Raw genomic sequence first — 17,757 nt, forward strand, 5'->3', positions numbered from 1 at the left:
ACGCTCCAAGCGGTGGGTACCGGGACCGGTCACTCGCCCTGGGGCTCGTCGGTCTCCGTGAGGTGCGGCGCGATGTTGCGCGGATCGAGCCTACCGGCGAGGACCTCGCCGACCTGCCCGACGATGGGCATGTCGACGCCGTTCGCCCGCGCCAGTTCGAGGATCGGCGCGACCGAGGCCAGGCCCTCCGCGGTCTGGTTCATCTGTCGGACGACCTCGTCGAAGCGGTACCCCTGGCCGAGCAGTCGACCGGCGGTGTTGTTCCGCGACAGGGGCGACTGGCACGTGGCGATGAGGTCACCGAGGCCGGCGAGGCCGGACAGCGTCGACGGCTGCGCGCCGAGCGACACCGCGAACTCCGTCATCTCGGCCAGACCACGGGTGATGATCGACGCCTTGGTGTTCTCGCCGTACCCGACGCCGTCGACGATGCCGATCGCCACCGCGATGAGGTTCTTGAGCACCCCGCCGAACTCGGTGCCGATCACGTCGGTGTTGATGAACGAGCGGAAGTAGGGGTTGGTCGCGACCGCGGCGACGGCGGTCGCGGTGTCGACGCTCGACGACGACACGACGGCGGCGGTGGGCTGCCGGCGGGCGATCTCGAGCGCCAGGTTCGGTCCGCTGGCCACGGCGATGCGGTCCTGGTCGATGCCGAGCCCCTCGAGCAGGACCTCGCTCATCCGCAGTCCGGTGGCCTTCTCGACGCCCTTCATGAGGCTGACCACCGGCACGTCCGCGGGCAGCAGCTCGCGGATCGCGGCGAGGTTCGAGCGGAGGGTCTGCGACGGCACCGAGACGTACACCTGCTCGGCGCCGGCGAGCACCGCGGCGAGGGACGTCGACGCGGTCAGCGTGCGCGGCAGGTTGATGCCGGGCAGGTAGTCCGAGTTGCGCTTGGTCTCGGTGATCTCGCGGGCGACCTCGGGACGGCGAGCCCAGACGACGGTCTCGGCACCGCCCTCGGCCAGGACCTTCGCGAAGGTGGTTCCCCAGCTGCCGGCCCCGATGACGGCGACGCGTGGCTTGTCGGTGGACTGCATCACGACACGGATCGCCGCGGTGTCGACCGCACCGCGTGCGGCGACGGAGGGGTCCGGGTGGTCGTCGTGCGGTCGGAGACCGGGTGCGGTCCCCCGGTCGGCTGCGTCACTCAAACTTGCCGGTCTCCTTCTGGCGGGCGGCGCTGGGGTCCCAGCGCTTCTCCGGGGCGCGTTCCCCACGGAGCTGTTCGACGAGCTTCGTGATCTCGGCCATCAGCGCGTCGGTGACCTCCTGCAGCAGCGCCTGGTCGATCGGCTTGCCCCGGTACGCCGACAGGTCCATCGGCTCGCCGAACAGGATGTCGACGTGGGCCTTCCGGAACAGGTTGAGGCGCTTCGAGTACCGCGGCAGGATCCGCTGCGTGCCCCAGTGGGCCATCGGGATGAGCGGCACGTCGTTCTCGAGGGCGATCCGCGCCGCGCCGGTCTTGCCGCGCATCGGCCACAGGTCGGGGTCGCGGGTGAGCGTGCCCTCCGGGTAGACGATGACGGCGCCGCCGTTCCGGACGAGGCCGCCACCGCCCTGCAGGGGGTTGCTGGACCGCGTCCGGCCCGACCGCTCGACCGGGATCTGCCCCATGCCGGTCATCAGCTTGCCGACGACGGGCACGTCGAAGATCGATGCCTTGGCCAGGAACAGCGGTGGTCGGCGGCTCACCCAGACGGCGGTGCCGACCACCAGCGGGTCGATGTTCGTGTAGTGGTTCGGCGCGAGCACGAACGCCCCATCTGCCGGCAGGCGGTTCGGGCCGTGCCACCGGTACGCCGCGACCCGACGGAACAACGGGATCACGAAGACCGAGGTGATCCGGAACGCGACGTTCAGGTCACCACGCTTCCAGCGCCTCCCGGGGTTCGGGAGGCCCGTGGTGACCTGGTCCACCGCACCGGCTCGGGCGTCGGCCGGCTCGGTGCTCATCCCGCGAAGTCGAAGTCCGCGCCGAGCTTGCGCAGCTTCGGGATGAAGTGCTCGTAGCCGCGGCTGATGATGCCGACGTTCGTGATGTGTGACTCGCCCTCGGCGGTGAGCGCCGCGATGAGGTGGCTGAACCCGCCCCGGAGGTCGGGGACACGGACGTTCGCACCGTGCAGCTTGGTCGGGCCGGTGACGACCGCGGCCTGCTCGAAGGGACGGCGGGCGACGCGGCGGTCGTGACCCGGCAGGCCCTCCTTGTGCACGACGATGTCGGCACCCATCTCGTTGAGCGCGTCGGTGAAGCCGAAGCGGTTCTCGTAGACCGTCTCGTGCACGACGCTCTGGCCCTCGGCCTGCGTCAGGGCCACGACGAGCGGCTGCTGCCAGTCGGTCATGAAGCCGGGGTGCACGTCGGTCTCGATGACGACGGGCTTGAGGACGTCGAGCTCACGGTAGAACCGGATGCCGTCCTCCTGGATGTCGAACCCGCCGCCGACCTTGCGGAAGACGTTGAGGAACGTCATGAGCTCCTGCTGCTTGGCGCCCTCGACGAAGATGTCGCCGTTGGTGGCCAGCGCGGCGGAGGCCCAGCTCGCGGCCTCGTTGCGGTCGTTGATCGCGCGGTGGGTGTACCCCCGGAGCGACTTGACGCCCTCGATGAAGATCGTGCGGCTGGGCTCGACCGTGACGATCGCGCCCATCTTCTGCAGGATCGCGATGAGGTCCATGATCTCGGGCTCGATCGCCGCGTTGCGGAGCTCGGTGGTGCCCTCGGCGAGCACGGACGAGAGCAGGACCTGCTCGGTCGCCCCGACGCTCGGGTAGGGCAGCTCGATGTTCGCGCCCTTGAGACCGTTCGGCGCCGTGATGTGGATGCCGGAGATCTGCTTGTCGACGACGGCACCCATGGCGCGCAGTGCGTCGAGGTGGAAGTCGATCGGACGGTCGCCGATGCGGCAGCCGCCGAGGTCGGGGATGAACGCCTCGCCCAGCTTGTGCAGCAGCGGGCCGCAGAACAGGATCGGGATGCGGCTCGACCCGGCGTGCGCGTCGATCTCGGCGAAGTGCGCGGACTCGACGCGGGACGGGTCGAGGATGAGCTCGCCACGGGCCGGGTCGGTCACGCGCACGCCGTGCACCTCGAGCAGGCCGCGGACGACCTTGACATCGGAGATGTCCGGGACGTCCTTGAGGATCGACGGGGTGTCTCCGAGGAGCGCGGCGACCATGGCCTTGGTCGCCAGGTTCTTCGCACCGCGGACCTCGATGCGTCCCACGAGGGGCTTGCCCCCGCGGATGACGATCTCGTCCGACTTCAACCCGACGCGCGCCCCTGCGGCTGCTGCGTCCTGTACGAGAGAGTTCACTACTTCACCGGCAATGTCTTCGGCCGCCAACTGGAGCGGCAGTGTTCGAACTCCGTGATCGAGGTCTCGTCACGGAGGGTGAGCCCGATGTCGTCGAGCCCTTCCATCAACCGCCAACGAGTGTAAGCGTCGATCTCGAAAGCCACGTCCACGTCGCCGATCGACACGCGCTGTGTCGCGAGGTCCACGGTCGCCTCGATGCCCGGCTGCGCGTCGATCGCGGCCCACATCCGCTCGATCTCGGGCTCGGACACCATCGCGGTGACCAGTCCCTGCTTGCCGGCGTTGCCCTTGAAGATGTCCGCGAAACGGGGGGACACGACCACACGGAAGCCGAAGTCGCGGAGCGCCCACACCGCGTGTTCGCGGGACGAGCCGGTGCCGAAGTCCGGTCCGGCGATCAGCACGCGGGCACCCTGGAAGGCGGGCTGGTTGAGCACGAACTCGGGGTCCTGCCGCCATCCGGAGAACAGCGCGTCCTCGAACCCGGTCTTCGTGACCCGCTTCAGGTAGACGGCGGGGATGATCTGGTCGGTGTCGACGTTCGACCGCTTCAGCGGTGCGGCGATCCCGGTGACGGTGCCGATCTTCTCCATCAGTGGTTCCCTCCAGCGGTCACCGGGACGGCCCGGCGTGCGTCGTCGTCTTCCAGGTCCCACGGGCTCGAGAGCGTTCCGCGGACAGCGGTCGCGGCCGCGACGAGCGGCGAGACCAGGTGCGTGCGGCCGCCCTTGCCCTGCCGGCCCTCGAAGTTGCGGTTCGAGGTGGAGGCGCAGCGCTCCCCCGGCGCGAGCTGGTCGGGGTTCATGCCGAGGCACATCGAGCAGCCGGCGAAGCGCCACTCGGCACCGAAGTCGGTGAAGACCTGGTCGAGCCCCTCGGCCTCGGCCTCGAGCCGGACTCGTGCAGATCCCGGCACGACCATCACGCGCACACCCGGCGCCTTTTCGCGGCCCTTGATCACGGAGGCGAAGGCGCGGAGGTCCTCGATGCGGGAGTTCGTGCAGGACCCCATGAAGACCGCGTCCACCGCGATGTCCTTCATCGGTGTTCCGGCCTGGATGTCCATGTACTCGAGCGCGCGGGAGGCCGCGGCGCGGTCGTTCGGGTCGGCGTAGCCGGCCGGATCCGGCACGGAGTCGGAGAGCGAGACGCCCTGGCCGGGGTTCGTGCCCCAGGTGACGAACGGCTCGAGCGTGTCGGCGTCGATGAAGACCTCAGCGTCGAACACCGCGTCGTCGTCGGTGGCCAGCGTGTCCCAGTACGCGACGGCGTCGTCCCAGTCCGAGCCGGTCGGGGCGTGGTCGCGGCCCTGCACGTAGTCGTACGTCGTCTGGTCGGGGGCCACCATGCCGGCGCGGGCGCCCGCTTCGATCGACATGTTGCAGATGGTCATCCGGCCCTCCATCGAGAGCGCCCGGATCGCCGACCCGCGGTACTCCAGGACGTAGCCCTGCCCACCCCCTGTGCCGATCTGCGCGATCACGGCCAGGATGATGTCCTTCGCCGTCACGCCCGGCCGCAGCGTGCCCTCGACCGTGACCGCCATCGTCTTGAAGGGCTTCAGGGGCAGGGTCTGCGTCGCCAGGACGTGCTCGACCTCGCTGGTGCCGATGCCGAACGCCATCGCGCCGAAGGCCCCGTGGGTCGAGGTGTGCGAGTCGCCGCACACCACGGTGATGCCGGGCATGGTCAGACCGAGCTGCGGACCGACGACGTGCACGATCCCCTGCTCCTTGTCGCCCAGGGAGTGCAGCCGGACGCCGAACTCCGCGCAGTTGCGGCGCAGGGTCTCGATCTGGGTGCGGCTCGTCGGGTCCGCGATCGGCCGGTCGATGGCGAGCGTCGGCGTGTTGTGGTCCTCGGTCGCGATCGTGAGGTCGAGGCGACGCACCGGGCGACCGGCCTGACGGAGGCCGTCGAAGGCCTGCGGGCTGGTCACCTCGTGCACGAGATGGAGGTCGATGTACAGGAGGTCGGGGTTGCCGTCCTCCCCCTTGACGACGACGTGGTCGTCCCACACCTTCTCGGCGAGCGTCCTGCCCATGCCCGTGCCTCCTCGCTTCGCGTTGCGACACCGCTGACACGGCGTCGTCCGAGCACTCTAGCAGCTTGGTATACCAATCGCGGGACGACAGCCGGGAGGCCCGCCACGAGTCGACGACACCCGTCGCGGTGAGAGGATGGCCAGGACATGACGACCGCTCCGCACTCGACCCGCACGACCAACCTCGAGGGCGCAGCGCGCGCCGCGATCGCGGGCGGTGTCCCGCTCGCGCTGCTCGTCGGACTCGGGATGCCGCAGTACGCCGCCTTCGCGCTGTTCGCCGGCTTCACCGCGATCTTCGGCGCGACCGAGCCGTACCGGCAGCGTGCGGTGACCACCGGGGTCGCCGGGTCCCTGCAGGTCGCGTGCATGGCCGCGGGCATCGCGGTGTCGCTGCTCGGGTCGCCGCTGTGGCTGCAGGGAACCGGCCTCGTCGTGGTGCTGGTCGTCGCGGTCGCCACGCTCAGCGCCCTCCGGACGATCCCCGCCCAACCGATCTTCCCGGTGTTCGCGTTCGTCGTCTCGGCCCTCGTGCCGGTGCACACCGGCGACCTGCCGCTCGTCGCCACGGTCATCCTCGGCTCGGTCGCCTGGGCGTGGCTCGTCGCGATGTCCGGCGCGGGCTTCCGCCGGGTCCTGCACCCGCACGTCCCGCACCGGTTCCGTCCGCTCGCGGCCCGGAAGCACCGGTCGCTGGCGGTCCTCCGGACCTCGGCGCTCTGGGAGACCATCGGCCTCAACGTCGTCGGCGCGCTCGCGGCCGGGGCGGTCGCCGAGTCCCTGCCGGGTCTCGGTCACCCGTACTGGGCCGTGATCGCCGTCGTGTCGACGCTGCCGGCGCTCCGGCAGCGACACACGGTCTCGCGCGCCGTCCAGCGCGTCGTCGGCACCGTCGGCGGGACGGTCGTCGCGGTCGGGATCCTGCTGCTCGAACCCTCGGCGTGGTGGATCGTCGTCATCGCCGTCGTCGGGCAGTTCATGGCCGAGGTCTTCGTCGCGCGGAACTACGCCGTCTGCCTGCTGTTCCTCACGCCGCTGGCCCTGGCGGTGTCGTGGCTGAGCCTGCCGGAGGCCCCGGGGCTCCTGGCGCTCGACCGGATCGTGCAGACGCTGCTCGGCGCCGTCGTCAGCGTGGCGCTCCTGGCGGTCGGACGCGTCGTCGAACGGCGCCGTGGTCGGGCACTGGGGGCGACCAGCAGCATCCGCACGGTCTGACCGCACCGCCCCCGACGCCGGCATCGGGCAGGCTGGGGACATGGACACCGCCGACTACACGCTGATGCCGACCGCCCCGCCGCTCCAGGACTACCTGCGGCTCCGGCGTGACTCCGGGCTGACCCCGGTGACGGCCGAGCAGGGTGCGCCGGCGATCGCGGGTGCCTGGTCGGCCTGCCACGTCGTCGACGCCGACGGCACACCGGTCGCGATGGGCCGCGTGATCGGCGACGGCGGCTGGTACTTCCACGTCGTCGACGTCGCCACCGACCCGGCACACCAGCGGCAGGGGCTCGGCCGAGCGGTCGTCGAGTGGCTGGTGGCGGATATCCGCGACCGGGCTCCCGAGGGGCCCTACGTGTCGCTCATCGGGGACCCGCCGGGGCAGCGCCTGTACCGCTCGCTCGGGTTCGAGGACGTCACCCCGAGCCTCGGCATGGGGATCGTGCTCAGCGCCGACTGACCGCGGACGCCGGGCCGGACGGCGGCGGGCGGCGGGGATCGTCACCGCCGCCCGTGCCGTTCGTCACCTCAGGACGGGGTGATGTTCCAGGCGTCGATGACCGGTCGGCCGTGCTCGTACCCGAGCGTGCTGACCGTCGCCGTGCCGAGCTTGAGCACCGCGCCGTCCTGCGGCGCGAGACGGATCCAGGCGGCGCCGAGGGCACGGAGCACGTGGCCGTGCGCGACGAAGATCGCGTCCTGGCCCTCGGCGAGGACCGGGCGCGCGCGGTTGATGACCCGCTCGACCCGGACCCGGACCTCAGCGGCGTTCTCGCCGGGCGTGTCACCGGCGGGGACGCCGTCGGTCCAGAGGTCCCACGGGCCGTGCCGCTGGACCTTGATCTGCGGCGTCGTCAGGCCCTCGTACGCGCCGTAGTCCCACTCGTACAGGTCTTCGTCGAGCTCCGGGTCGACGCCGATGATGCGCGCGGTCTCGCGGGCCCGGGCGAGGGGGCTCGACAGGGCGAGCGCGAAGTCGCGGTCCGCCAGGTACCGGGCGGCCCGTTCGGCCTGCGCGACGCCGTTCTCCGTCAACGGGATGTCGGTGCGGCCGGTGTGCTGCCCGCTCTTCGACCACTCCGTCTCTCCGTGGCGGACGAGGACGAGTTCGCCGGGGCGTTCCGAGGTCATGTGTTCCTTCCGAGCTGGAGGCCGAGCGCAGCAGCGCCGACCGAGACGACGAGCATCCCGAGGCCGTTCAGGACGGCGAGCCGGGTCTTGCCGGATCGGAGGAGCTGCACGGTCTCGACGCTCGCCGTCGAGAACGTCGTGTACCCACCCATCATGCCCGTCCCGAGCACGGCGACCATCGGGGCGGCGAGTGTGCCGGCCTCCCCCAGGCCCGTGACGAAGCCGAGGACGAGTGATCCGGAGACGTTGATCAGCAGCGTGCCGAGGGGGAACCGGGTCACCCGTGCCTTGACGACGCCGTCCAGGACGAACCGGAGCGCGGCCCCGAGCCCGCCGCCGACGGCGACGACCACCAGCACGAGGGCGGTCACCGCGCTGCCCGCTTCGTCAGCGCACCGGCGACCGCGAGTCCGGCGACCACGGCGACGAGCCCGAGCACGACCGACAGCAGTGCGTACCCGCCACCGGCAGCCCACCGACCACCGTCGAGCAGCCGTGCGGTGTCGTCGGCCAGGGTGCTGTACGTCGTGAAGCCGCCGAGCACGCCGGTCCCGACGAACAGCCGGAGCGACCGACGTCGGCCGACGTCCGGGCCCCGACGCGCGAGGGTGTCGAGCAGCAGGCCGAGGCAGAACGCGCCGACGACGTTGATCGCGAGGATGCTCCAGCTGATCCCGTCGACGGCCGGGAACGCCTGGGCGAGGAGCGCCCGGACGGCGGTGCCGACCGCGCCGCCGAGCGCCACGAGGGCGATCAGCGACCAGCGGGTGTGTGGCGGTCCGTCCTGCGGTGGTGCTCCGGTCGAGTCCATACCGACATCCTCCTGCACCCGTTCGCACGGGAACGACGAAGTCCCCCGCCCGGAACCCGGACGAGGGACTGCATGCGTGGTGACCCCAGCGGGATTCGAACCCGCGTTACCGCCGTGAGAGGGCAGCGTACTAGGCCGCTATACGATGGGGCCGCGGCGATGTGTCGGTTCGGAGTGTGTCACTCGTGGTGACCCCAGCGGGATTCGAACCCGCGTTACCGCCGTGAGAGGGCGGCGTACTAGGCCACTGTACGATGGGGCCGTTCCGACAACTCGACAAGTATTGCACAGGGTGTGATCGAGCGCCAAAACGGCCGTGCCCACGCCGGTGTGTCGCCGGTCTCAGCGGCGTCTCCCTGCCGGTCCTCAGACCGTGAGCGACTCCCCCGGCTCGAGCACGACGACCTGACCGGCGGGCTCGACGACCTGCCGGATCCGGTCCGTGTGTCCGGCGAACCCGATGTCGGACAGGGTGGCCTCGTGGATCGGGAACGCCCGGCGTGGGGCGACGGCGGCCAGGTGGTCCATCAGCTCGCCGATCTTGAGCCACGGAGCCCCGACCGGCGTCGCGAACACCTCGACGGGGACGCCCGGGTCGATGTAGGCGTCGCCCGGGTGGAACAGCGTGCCGTTGACGAACACCCCGGTGTTGTCGACGACCGGCACCGACGAGTGGATGAGCTGGTGCCGTGTGCCGTGGAAGGTCAGGGTGAAGGCACCCACGGTCCGGGTGTCCCCGTCCGTCACGACGTCGACTGCGACGGACCCGGCGAGCGCCGACGCGACCCCGGCCGGTCCGAACACGGGGATGCCGGGGTTCTGCTGCAGGATCCGCGTGAGCTGCCCCGCCGTGCCGTGGTCCGGGTGCTCGTGCGTGACGACGACGGCGACGGCGCCACCCGTGTCGACCGGCCGGGTGTAGGCACCGGGGTCGATGACCAGGCGTTCGCCGTCCTGCTCGACGACGAGACAGGCGTGCTCGAGTTTCGTGACCAGCATGCTGGTGACGCTACGCCCGACGCCGCCAGAGGGCCCTCACCGGCACGGCGGCGCGGTCGACCCGCGCACCACCAGCCGCGCGGCGGACGGCGCGAGCGGCGCCGGGGACGCACCCTGGGCCTCCAGGACGACGGCCCGTGCGGCCACGCGACCCTGCGCCTCCGGGTCCTGCGCGACGGTCGTCAGACCGAGGACCTCGCCGTACTCGTGCCCGTCGACGCCGGTGACGGAGAGGTCCCGCGGCACGTCGAGCCCGAGCCGGTGCGCGGCGACCACCACGCCGAGTGCCATCTCGTCGGAGGCGCAGACGACCGCAGTCGGTCGCTCGGCAGCCGGCACGTCGAGCAGGGCGGTACCGGCGACGACGCCGCCGGCGAACGAGAACCGGCCGTCGGCGTACCAGGCGGGGCGGATCGCCGCTCCGGCGCGCTCCATGGCCGCGGTGAACCCGTCGCGCCGGCGGTACGGCACGGCCACGCTGAACCCGGCTTCGTCCTGCCCACCGACGTAGGCGACCTCGCGGTGTCCGAGGCCGGTGAGGTGCGTGACCGCCAGGGCCGCGACCTCGTGGTCGTCGACGCCGACGTTCCGCAGGTCGTGCGCTGGACCGCCGATCACGACGGTCGGCAGCTCGCTCACCTGCAGCTCGCGTCGCTCGGTCTCGTCGAGGACCAGCGACAGCAGCACGAGCGCGTCGACCCGCTGGCGCAGCATCGTGCGGCGGAAGGCCCGGTGCCGGTCGCCGCCGGGGCCTCCGAGGTTGTAGAGGACCAGGTCGTAGCCGGCGGCCCGGAGCTCCGCGTCGACCCCGCCCAGGGCCTTCGTGGTGAACCAGCGGTCGATCACCGGCACGACGACCCCGACCGCGTGCTGGCGGCCGGTGGCCAGGCCGGCCGCCGCCGAACTCGGGACGTACCCGAGTTCGTCGGCGACCCGACGCACCTGGTCGATGGTCGTGCCCGCAACGGTCGGCAGGCCGCGGAGCGCCCGCGAGACGGTCGCCTTCGACAGCCCCGTCGCGTGCGCGATCTCCTGGATCCCCACGTGCTTCTGCCGGGAGGCCCGTCAGCGGCCGGACACGCGCGTCGCGGCCGGCCTGTGGTCGGCCTGGGCAGCGTCTGCGGTCCGCCGGAGCACCCGGCGTCGCCACCGGTCCAGGAGGACGATCGCCACGACGGCGCCGAGGAGGGTGAGGGCCCACCCGAGCGCCGGTCGCCCGGTCAGCTCGCAGAACACCGTGACGCCGAGGAACAGCAGACCGAAGCACCCGACGAAACCGATGGCCTCCTCGATCCGCGACGTCGGCCGGAGGGGCGCGCGCTGGGCCATCGTCAGCCCTTCACACCGCCGGCGGTGAGGCCGGCCACGATGCGTCGCTGGAACACGAGCACCAGGATGACGAGCGGGATCGTGACGATCGTGCCCGCCGCCATCACCGCGGTGTACGGCTCCTGGTGCGGCTGCGACCCGGCGAAGGACGCGATGGCGACCGTGACCGGCTGGGTGGCGTCACTCGAGAGCTGGGAGGAGATGAGGTACTCGTTCCAGGACGAGATGAACGCCAGGATCGCGGTCGTGAACACGGCCGGGGCAGCGAGCGGCAGGATGATCCGACGGAACGCCTGCACCCGGGTGCACCCGTCGATGCGCGCCGCTTCCTCGAGGTCCCACGGCATCTCGCGGAAGAACGACGCGAGCGTGTAGACCGTCAGCGGCAGCACGAACGAGATGCTCGGCAGGATCAGCGCCTGGTAGGTGCCCATCCACCCGATGTCCGTGAACAGCTGGAACAGCGGCGAGATGAGCGCGACGCCCGGGAACATCGACGCCGCGAGGATCGCACCGGCGATGAGGGACTTGCCGCGGAACTCCAGCCGGGCCAGCGCGTAGGCCGCGGTCGTGCCGACGAGCAGGGCGATGATCGTCACCACGGCCCCGATGAACACGCTGTTGAGCAGTGCCCGCCCGAGGTGGTTGCCGAGGGCCGTCGAGAACGCGGTCGCGTAGTTGTCGAGCGTGACGTGCGTGAAGAACGGCGTCGGGTCGAACGTGTACCCGACGTCACGGAACGACGTGACGATCATCCAGTAGAAGGGCAGGAGACACCACAGGGCGATGACCCCGGCCTGGATGCCGGTGCGGAGCTTCGGCCCGACGTGGCGCTTCACGCGGACGTCGCTGCGCGCGCCAGCACGTTCGGCGGGGATGTGGAGACGGTCTGCTGCGAGGGTCACTTGAGTTCGCCCTTCTGCTGTGCCGCCTGGGTCTGCACGACGTTCGCGCCGAGGAACCGGACGAAGACGAACGCGACGACGAAGACGACCACGAACGTGATGGTGGAGAGTGCCGAGGCGGAGTTGAAGCCCTGCCGGATCTGGTCGACGACCAGCACGGACAGCGAGACGGTCGCGTTGCCGGACCCACCACCGCCGCCGGTCATGATCGCGATGAGGTCGTAGATCCGGAGCGCGTCGAGCACGCGGAACAGGATGGCGACCATGAGCGCCGGCTTGACGAGCGGCAGCGTGATGTTGACGAAGCGCTGGATCGTCGACGCGCCGTCCATCTTGCCGGCCTCGTACACCTCGTCGGGGATCAGCTGCAGCCCGGCCAGGATGAGCAGCGCCATGAACGGCGTCGTCTTCCAGGTGTCGGCGATGATGATCGCGAACCGCGACGCCCACTCGTCCGAGAACCAGAGGACCTGGTGGCCGATGACGTGGTTGAGCACGCCGTTCGCGTCGAAGATGAAGTACCAGAGCTTCGCGGTGACGGCGGTCGGGATGGCCCACGGGATGAGGATCGCGGCGCGGACGAGGGCGCGGCCCTTGAAGTTGCGGTTCATGATGATGGCCATCCAGAGCCCGATGACGGTCTCGAGTGCCACGGTCACGACCGTGAAGAAGAACGTGTTGCCGAACGCCGTCCAGAACTGCGACCCGAGGTTGCCGGGCGGGCAGGCGGCGTTCCCGCACTGCTGGCCGAGCCAGTGCACGTAGTTCGTGACGCCGGCGAAGCCACCCGCGACGAACAGTCCGGTGGCCTTGTCGAGGCCCTGGTCGAGCTGGAACGACTGGATGACCGCGCTGACGACGGGGTAGCCGATGACGATCGCCAGGAGCACGATCGTCGGGCCGATCAGGTAGACGGCCCAGCGGCCGTGGTCCGCGTTGAGCCCGCCCTTGCGGCGCTTCGGCGGCTCCATCCCCTGGGGTTCGGGTATCGCTGCGGGGATCTCGGTTGCTGCTGACACGGACGGCCTCCTTGCCGGTGTCGGGAACGCACAGAGTGGAGTCGGGAGGGTCGTGGTCGCGTGACCACGACCCTCCCGTCAGTGGGCGGCGTGCGCCGCCCGCGGTGTCAGTTGCCGCTGCCGTCAGTCGCCGACTTGAGGGCGGCCTGCATGTCCTGCATCGCCGAGTCGACGGACTTCGACCCCTTGAGGGCGGCGTAGGTGTTGTCCTGGATCGCCTTCGTCACGGCCGGGTAGAACGGCGTCACCGGACGCGGTTCGGCCGACTTGATCGACTCGAGGAGCGTCGGGAGGTACGGCAGCTTCGCCGTCAGCTCCTGGTCCGTGTACAGGTCGCCGATGACCGGGGCGAGCGATCCCTGCGTCGCGAAGAACTTCTGCGTGTCGTTCGAGATGAGGAACTCGAGGAAGTCGTGCGCGGTGGCCTTGTGCTTCGAGTAGACGCTGATCGCGGCGTTGTGGCCGCCCAGGGTGGAGGCACCGACGCCGTCCGCACCCGGGATCGGGGCGATGCCGAAGGTGTCCTTCACCTTGCTGGAGCCGTCCGTCTTCGCGAGGCTGTACACGTACGGCCAGTTGCGGAGGAACAGCAGCTTGCCGTCCTCGAACGCCTGGCGACCCTGCTCCTCCTGGTAGGTGATCGCCTCCTTCGGGATGTTGCCGTCCTGGAAGGCGTCGACGAGCTTCTGCAGCCCGGCCTTCGCGTCGGAGGTGTCCACGTCCGGCTTGCCGCTGCCGTTGAGGACCGCGCCGCCAGCGCCGTTGATCGCCTCGGAGGCGTTGACCGTCAGCCCCTCGTACTTGGCGAACTGTCCGGCGTAGCAGCCGATGCCGGCGTCCTTCGCGATCGAGCAGTCCTTCATCATCTCGTCCCACGTCGTCGGCGGGGTCTTCACGAGGTCCTTGCGGTAGTAGAGCAGCGCGCCGTCGGAGGTCTGCGGGGCCGCGTAGAGCGTGTCGTTGTACGTCGCGGTCTTCACCGTCGACGGCAGCAGCTTCGACGTGTCGATCTTCATGTCACCGGTCAGCGGGGTGAGCCAGCTCTTCGCGGCGAACTCCGCGGTCCACACCACGTCGACGTCCACCACGTCGTAGTTGTCGTCCTTGGCCTGGAAGTGCTGCACGAGGTCGTCGTGCTGCTGGTCGGCCTGGTCGGACTGCTCCTTGAAGGTGACCTTCTCATCCGGGTGGGCCTTGTTCCACTTGGCGATCAGCGGGCGGACGACGTTCGAGTTGTCCTTGCCCTGGACGTAGGTGATCGGTCCGCGGCTGTCCTGCCCGCTCTTCGCGTCGTTCGAGGCCGAGCTCCCGCTCGAGCAGCTCGCGAGCAACAGGCCGACGACCGCGATCCCTGCGATCGAGGCCACGCGGCCCTTCGCACGTGTGTTCTTCACAGCGTTGTCTCCTCATCGAGATCACCAGGAGCATCGCCGGACCGTGCCGGCGACGCTGCACTGGAGCAGGCGACGCTGCCTGCTGAGCGAGGACGCTACGCCCCGGACAGGGGTGGTGCAACCGGTTGCAGTCGCACCGTGACCGGAGCGTTACAGAGCTGTGCCGGGCGAGCTGCCGCGTCCGGTGTCCCGCGGCTCAGGCGCCGGTCGGCGGCAGGGTCTCCTGCGCCAGGTGCGCCTGCTGCGCCCGCTCGCTGTCGGCGATGAACCGCTCGGCGCCCTCGCGCGGCATGGCCGACTGGCCGCCGCAGTAGGCGCACTGCAGCACGTACCGACCGTGCCCGAACGGGAACACCGGCAGGAAGAACAGCGTGAACCACGTCCGCAGGCGGTGCAGGCGCTGCGCAGCGGTGGACCCGCAGAGGGTGCAGGCGAAGAAGAGCACCCCGACGAGGGCGTCACGGGTGCGGCTGCCGAAGATGATCATGGGTCCCCCTGGTCGTGTCGCCCGGACGATGTCCGGGCGTGGCGGCGCGCTGCCCGCGCTCGTGCATCGACGATAGCCGGTCGGCAGACTCGCGCGCCGGAACGACGCCTTCGCCTGGGAACGACGAAAGCCCCCGGTTTCCCGGGGGCTTTCCGTGTGTCCACTTGCTGGGGTACCTGGACTCGAACCAAGAACGACGGTACCAGAAACCGCTGTGTTGCCAATTACACCATACCCCAAAGGCCCTGCGGCCCCGCGCCCCGTTGTCCGGGGCACGATCAACTACTGTACAGCATCCCGGAGGTCTTCGAGACCACCGACGAGGTCACGGTGCACAGCCGCGGCGGTCGAGGCCCCGTGACCCGCAGCGACGATGAGCTGCTCCGGTCCGGGCGGTGTGACGTCCCCGACCGCGTACAGCCCGGGCAGGTTCGAGCGACCGAGCCGGTCCACCCGCACGAAGCCCTGGGCGTCGCGGTCGAGGGCCGCGTCGACCCAGTCCAGGTCCGCGTGCCACTCGGGCCGCACGAAGGCACCGGAGCGCGACACCACGTCCCCGTCGGCCAACCGGACGCCGGTCATGCCGGTGCGGTCGCCCTCCAGGTCCGCCAGGGGGCGCTCGTCGACACGGATACCCGCTGCGTCGAGACGCGCACGCCCCGCGTCGGTCACCGGCGCGACGCCGTTCGTGAAGACGATGAGGTCGTCGGACCACGAGCCGACCAGCAACGCCCGGTCGACGACGTCGTCGGTCTCGCCGATGAACGCCAGCGGCTGCCCCGCCTTGCCGTACCCGTCACACTCGACACAGCTGTGCACGTCCGTGCCGTAGAACGCCCGGAGCGACGGCAGGGCGGGGAACGACTCACGGAGGCCCGTGGCGATCACCACCGCACGTGCGGTCGCCGAGACCTCGGCGCCCCGCCACGTTCCGTGCACGTTCCAGGCACCGTCGGCCTGCCAGACCCGCTCCACGACGGCCTGCGTGACCGTGGCCTCCGGGTAGCCAGCGACCTCGTCGCGCCCGAGCTTCCGCAGCTCCAGGGGTGAGATACCGTCCCGCGTGATGAACCCGTGCGAGCGCAGGGTCGCGGCGTTCCGGGGTCGGTTCGCATCGAGCAGCAACACCGTGCGCTTCGCCCGCACCAGGTTGAGCGCAGCACTGAGCCCGGCCGGACCGGCTCCGATGACGACGACGTCGACCACGGACGTCAGCGTGCCGCGAGGGAACGGAGCCGCGCGAGCGTGGACTGCTTGCCGAGGATCTCCATCGACTCGAACAGCGGCGGGCTGATCCGACGACCGGACACCGCGACACGCAGCGGACCGAACGCCACCCGGGGCTTCAGCTCGAGGCCGTCGATGAGCGCCGTCCGCAGGGCCTGCTCGATGGCGGCCGTGGACCAGTCGTCGAGCTGCTCGAGTGCCGTGATGCCGGCCTGGAGGACCGGGGCCGGGTCGCCCTTGAGGGAACCGAGGGCGTCGTCCTCGACCACCAGGTCGTCGTCCGCGGTGAACAGGAAGCCGAGCATGCCCGGCGCCTCGCTGAGCAGCTGCATGCGCTCCTGGACGAGCGGGGCGGCCAGCTCGAGCACGCGCTGCTGCTCCGCCGTCGCCGGGTCGTCGAGGAAGTCGGTCAGGTAGGGCGTGAGACGAGCACGGAAGTCGGCGGGGTCGAGCAGGCGGATGTGGTCACCGTTGATCGACTCGGCCTTCTTGTGGTCGAAGCGCGCCGGGTTCGGGTTCACGTCGGTGACCTCGAACGCTGCGACCATCTCGTCGATCGAGAACACGTCGCGGTCGGCACCGATCGACCACCCGAGCAGGGCGAGGTAGTTGACCAGCCCCTCGGGGACCATGCCGTTCGCGCGGTGGTGGAAGAGGTTCGACTCCGGGTCGCGCTTCGAGAGCTTCTTGTTGCCCTCCCCCATCACGTACGGCAGGTGACCGAACTGCGGGATGAACTGCGCGAGGCCGATCTCGTACAGGGCCTCGTACAGCGCGATCTGACGCGGGGTCGACGACAGCAGGTCCTCGCCACGGAGGACGTGCGTGATCCCCATCAGGGCGTCGTCCAGGGGATTCGTGAACGTGTACAGCGGCTTGCCGTTCGGACGCACCACGACGAAGTCCGGGAACGAGCCCTGCGGGAAGGTGATCTCACCGCGGACGAGGTCCTGGAAGCTCAGGTCACGGTCCGGCACGCGCAGGCGGAGCGCCGGCGCCCGACCCTGGTCGCGGAACGCCTGACGCTCGGCGTCGGTGAGGTCACGCTCGTGGTTGTCGTAGCCCTGTTTCGGGTCGCGGCCGTTCGCGACGTTGCGGGCTTCCATCTCCTCCGGCGTGACGTACGACTCGTACGCGTGGCCGGCAGCCGTGAGCTGCGCGATCGCGTCGGCGTAGACGTCGGCTCGCTCGGACTGTCGGTACGGGCCGTGCGGTCCCCCGACCTCGACGCCCTCGTCCCAGTCCAGCTTCAGCCAGCGCAGTGCCTCGATGATCTGGGCGTACGACTCTTCGCTGTCACGGGCGGCATCGGTGTCCTCGATGCGGAAGACGAGCTTGCCGCCGGTGTGCCGGGCGTAGGCCCAGTTGAACAAAGCGGTGCGGACGAGGCCGACGTGCGGCGTTCCGGTGGGCGACGGGCAGAACCGGACGCGGACGTCGGAACCGGTGGCAGGGGAGAATGGCGCTGTCATGACGCCCTGATCCTACAGTGGCCGCCCGTTGTGCCGGCGGCCCTGCATCGGCGGCGGAGGCCCCCGTTGACGGCTCCGTCGGCGAACGCAGAAAAGCCCCTGACTGGTGGAGCGTGATGCTCCACCCGTCAGGGGCTTTCCATTGAAAAGAAGTCCGGCGGCGTCCTACTCTCCCACAAGGTCCCCCTTGCAGTACCATCGGCGCTGAGAGGCTTAGCTTCCGGGTTCGGAATGTGACCGGGCGTTTCCCTCTCGCTATGACCACCGGAACACCATCGACCATGATCTGGTCTCAGACTGCTCCGCCGTAGCGAATATTCAGTTTGATTCCCGATCGTCTGTCGGGAACCACAAAGTGGACGCGAGCCCTGACCCGTAAAGGGTCAGGAAAA

Annotated in this window: 19 protein-coding genes, 3 tRNA genes and 1 rRNA gene; 2 read left to right on the plus strand and 21 right to left on the minus strand. The window is 70.2% G+C overall.

From position 1 onward, the window contains the following. Nucleotides 1–29 precede the first annotated feature (29 nt). The 5 genes from QL987_RS07415 to leuC form a co-directional block, all read right to left on the minus strand. A complete protein-coding gene (locus QL987_RS07415) occupies nt 30–1,043 on the minus strand; it encodes an NAD(P)H-dependent glycerol-3-phosphate dehydrogenase (protein ID WP_111075634.1) in 1,014 nt (337 codons plus the stop codon). Between the two features lie 106 nt (nt 1,044–1,149). Further along, nucleotides 1,150–1,962, minus strand: coding sequence for a lysophospholipid acyltransferase family protein (locus QL987_RS07420; protein ID WP_111075604.1), 813 nt, complete (start codon nt 1,960–1,962; stop codon nt 1,150–1,152). Next, nucleotides 1,959–3,326, minus strand: coding sequence for a UDP-N-acetylglucosamine 1-carboxyvinyltransferase (murA, locus tag QL987_RS07425; protein WP_111075605.1), 1,368 nt, complete (start codon nt 3,324–3,326; stop codon nt 1,959–1,961). The genes QL987_RS07420 and murA overlap by 4 nt, the downstream gene beginning before the upstream one ends. Beyond that, the gene (gene leuD, locus QL987_RS07430) at nt 3,326–3,922 is read right to left on the minus strand and encodes a 3-isopropylmalate dehydratase small subunit (protein ID WP_221852123.1); all 597 of its coding nucleotides are present in this window, start codon (nt 3,920–3,922) and stop codon (nt 3,326–3,328) included. Before leuD ends, murA begins: the two co-directional genes overlap by 1 nt. Beyond that, nucleotides 3,922–5,373 carry a 3-isopropylmalate dehydratase large subunit gene (gene leuC, locus QL987_RS07435; protein WP_221852121.1) on the minus strand — a complete coding sequence of 484 codons (1,452 nt, stop codon included), beginning with the start codon at nt 5,371–5,373 and terminating at the stop codon, nt 3,922–3,924. Before leuC ends, leuD begins: the two co-directional genes overlap by 1 nt. A 147-nt stretch (nt 5,374–5,520) precedes the next feature. On the opposite strand from leuC, the gene QL987_RS07440 reads away from it, so the two are divergent. Then, the gene (locus QL987_RS07440) at nt 5,521–6,588 is read left to right on the plus strand and encodes an FUSC family protein (protein WP_290156968.1); all 1,068 of its coding nucleotides are present in this window, start codon (nt 5,521–5,523) and stop codon (nt 6,586–6,588) included. A gap of 40 nt (nt 6,589–6,628) precedes the next feature. Beyond that, nucleotides 6,629–7,051 carry a GNAT family N-acetyltransferase gene (locus tag QL987_RS07445; protein WP_221852117.1) on the plus strand — a complete coding sequence of 141 codons (423 nt, stop codon included), beginning with the start codon at nt 6,629–6,631 and terminating at the stop codon, nt 7,049–7,051. 68 nt (nt 7,052–7,119) lie between these two features. On the opposite strand, the gene QL987_RS07450 is transcribed toward QL987_RS07445, so the two are convergent. From QL987_RS07450 to rrf, 16 genes are all read right to left on the minus strand, one after another. After that, on the minus strand, nt 7,120–7,722 hold the full coding sequence (locus QL987_RS07450; RefSeq protein ID WP_290156969.1) for a histidine phosphatase family protein: 603 nt from the start codon (nt 7,720–7,722) through the stop codon (nt 7,120–7,122). Next, complete coding sequence (gene crcB, locus QL987_RS07455) at nt 7,719–8,093, minus strand: fluoride efflux transporter CrcB (RefSeq protein ID WP_253463453.1); 375 nt, start codon at nt 8,091–8,093, stop codon at nt 7,719–7,721. Before crcB ends, QL987_RS07450 begins: the two co-directional genes overlap by 4 nt. Then, nucleotides 8,090–8,533, minus strand: coding sequence for a CrcB family protein (locus QL987_RS07460; protein WP_253463455.1), 444 nt, complete (start codon nt 8,531–8,533; stop codon nt 8,090–8,092). The genes crcB and QL987_RS07460 overlap by 4 nt, the downstream gene beginning before the upstream one ends. 77 nt (nt 8,534–8,610) lie before the next feature. After that, nucleotides 8,611–8,686: transfer RNA gene (locus tag QL987_RS07465), tRNA-Glu, on the minus strand. Between the two features lie 33 nt (nt 8,687–8,719). Next, nucleotides 8,720–8,795 (minus strand) — tRNA-Glu (locus QL987_RS07470). A 104-nt stretch (nt 8,796–8,899) separates the two neighbouring features. Beyond that, the gene (locus QL987_RS07475) at nt 8,900–9,532 is read right to left on the minus strand and encodes an MBL fold metallo-hydrolase (protein WP_290156970.1); all 633 of its coding nucleotides are present in this window, start codon (nt 9,530–9,532) and stop codon (nt 8,900–8,902) included. A 36-nt stretch (nt 9,533–9,568) separates the two neighbouring features. Continuing rightward, the gene (locus QL987_RS07480) at nt 9,569–10,576 is read right to left on the minus strand and encodes a LacI family DNA-binding transcriptional regulator (protein ID WP_290156971.1); all 1,008 of its coding nucleotides are present in this window, start codon (nt 10,574–10,576) and stop codon (nt 9,569–9,571) included. Between the two features lie 21 nt (nt 10,577–10,597). Beyond that, nucleotides 10,598–10,861 carry a hypothetical protein gene (locus tag QL987_RS07485; RefSeq protein WP_290156972.1) on the minus strand — a complete coding sequence of 88 codons (264 nt, stop codon included), beginning with the start codon at nt 10,859–10,861 and terminating at the stop codon, nt 10,598–10,600. Nucleotides 10,862–10,863: 2 nt separating this feature from the next. Next, nucleotides 10,864–11,700, minus strand: coding sequence for a carbohydrate ABC transporter permease (locus tag QL987_RS07490; RefSeq protein ID WP_253467925.1), 837 nt, complete (start codon nt 11,698–11,700; stop codon nt 10,864–10,866). Nucleotides 11,701–11,762: 62 nt separating this feature from the next. Further along, nucleotides 11,763–12,737, minus strand: coding sequence for a sugar ABC transporter permease (locus QL987_RS07495; protein ID WP_111075617.1), 975 nt, complete (start codon nt 12,735–12,737; stop codon nt 11,763–11,765). Between the two features lie 155 nt (nt 12,738–12,892). Beyond that, on the minus strand, nt 12,893–14,134 hold the full coding sequence (locus tag QL987_RS07500) for an ABC transporter substrate-binding protein (RefSeq protein WP_253467926.1): 1,242 nt from the start codon (nt 14,132–14,134) through the stop codon (nt 12,893–12,895). 241 nt (nt 14,135–14,375) lie between these two features. Beyond that, nucleotides 14,376–14,666 carry a zinc ribbon domain-containing protein gene (locus tag QL987_RS07505; protein ID WP_111075619.1) on the minus strand — a complete coding sequence of 97 codons (291 nt, stop codon included), beginning with the start codon at nt 14,664–14,666 and terminating at the stop codon, nt 14,376–14,378. 167 nt (nt 14,667–14,833) lie between these two features. After that, nucleotides 14,834–14,905: transfer RNA gene (locus QL987_RS07510), tRNA-Gln, on the minus strand. A gap of 43 nt (nt 14,906–14,948) precedes the next feature. After that, the gene (locus QL987_RS07515; RefSeq protein WP_290156973.1) at nt 14,949–15,872 is read right to left on the minus strand and encodes an NAD(P)/FAD-dependent oxidoreductase; all 924 of its coding nucleotides are present in this window, start codon (nt 15,870–15,872) and stop codon (nt 14,949–14,951) included. Nucleotides 15,873–15,877: 5 nt separating this feature from the next. Next, nucleotides 15,878–17,365: a glutamate--tRNA ligase gene (gene gltX, locus QL987_RS07520; RefSeq protein WP_290156974.1), complete on the minus strand. Its 1,488-nt coding sequence runs from the start codon at nt 17,363–17,365 to the stop codon at nt 15,878–15,880. Nucleotides 17,366–17,517: 152 nt separating this feature from the next. Beyond that, nucleotides 17,518–17,634 (minus strand): 5S ribosomal RNA (rrf, locus tag QL987_RS07525). Nucleotides 17,635–17,757: the final 123 nt, after the last annotated feature.

It is taken from the genome of Curtobacterium sp. APC 4022 (assembly GCF_030407555.1).
Taxonomy (GTDB): domain Bacteria; phylum Actinomycetota; class Actinomycetes; order Actinomycetales; family Microbacteriaceae; genus Curtobacterium.

Excerpts from the sequence above, each read along its gene's own strand:
- QL987_RS07415 (WP_111075634.1), bottom strand. The coding sequence starts at position 1,043 with ATGCAGTCCACCGACAAGCCACGCGTCGCCGTCATCGGGGCCGGCAGC.
- QL987_RS07420 (WP_111075604.1), bottom strand. The coding sequence starts at position 1,962 with ATGAGCACCGAGCCGGCCGACGCCCGAGCCGGTGCGGTGGACCAGGTC.
- leuD (WP_221852123.1), bottom strand. The coding sequence starts at position 3,922 with ATGGAGAAGATCGGCACCGTCACCGGGATCGCCGCACCGCTGAAGCGG.
- leuC (WP_221852121.1), bottom strand. The coding sequence starts at position 5,373 with ATGGGCAGGACGCTCGCCGAGAAGGTGTGGGACGACCACGTCGTCGTC.
- QL987_RS07440 (WP_290156968.1), top strand. The coding sequence starts at position 5,521 with ATGACGACCGCTCCGCACTCGACCCGCACGACCAACCTCGAGGGCGCA.
- QL987_RS07445 (WP_221852117.1), top strand. The coding sequence starts at position 6,629 with ATGGACACCGCCGACTACACGCTGATGCCGACCGCCCCGCCGCTCCAG.
- QL987_RS07450 (WP_290156969.1), bottom strand. The coding sequence starts at position 7,722 with ATGACCTCGGAACGCCCCGGCGAACTCGTCCTCGTCCGCCACGGAGAG.
- QL987_RS07460 (WP_253463455.1), bottom strand. The coding sequence starts at position 8,533 with ATGGACTCGACCGGAGCACCACCGCAGGACGGACCGCCACACACCCGC.
- QL987_RS07475 (WP_290156970.1), bottom strand. The coding sequence starts at position 9,532 with ATGCTGGTCACGAAACTCGAGCACGCCTGTCTCGTCGTCGAGCAGGAC.
- QL987_RS07485 (WP_290156972.1), bottom strand. The coding sequence starts at position 10,861 with ATGGCCCAGCGCGCGCCCCTCCGGCCGACGTCGCGGATCGAGGAGGCC.
- QL987_RS07495 (WP_111075617.1), bottom strand. The coding sequence starts at position 12,737 with ATGGAGCCGCCGAAGCGCCGCAAGGGCGGGCTCAACGCGGACCACGGC.
- QL987_RS07505 (WP_111075619.1), bottom strand. The coding sequence starts at position 14,666 with ATGATCATCTTCGGCAGCCGCACCCGTGACGCCCTCGTCGGGGTGCTC.
- gltX (WP_290156974.1), bottom strand. The coding sequence starts at position 17,365 with ATGACAGCGCCATTCTCCCCTGCCACCGGTTCCGACGTCCGCGTCCGG.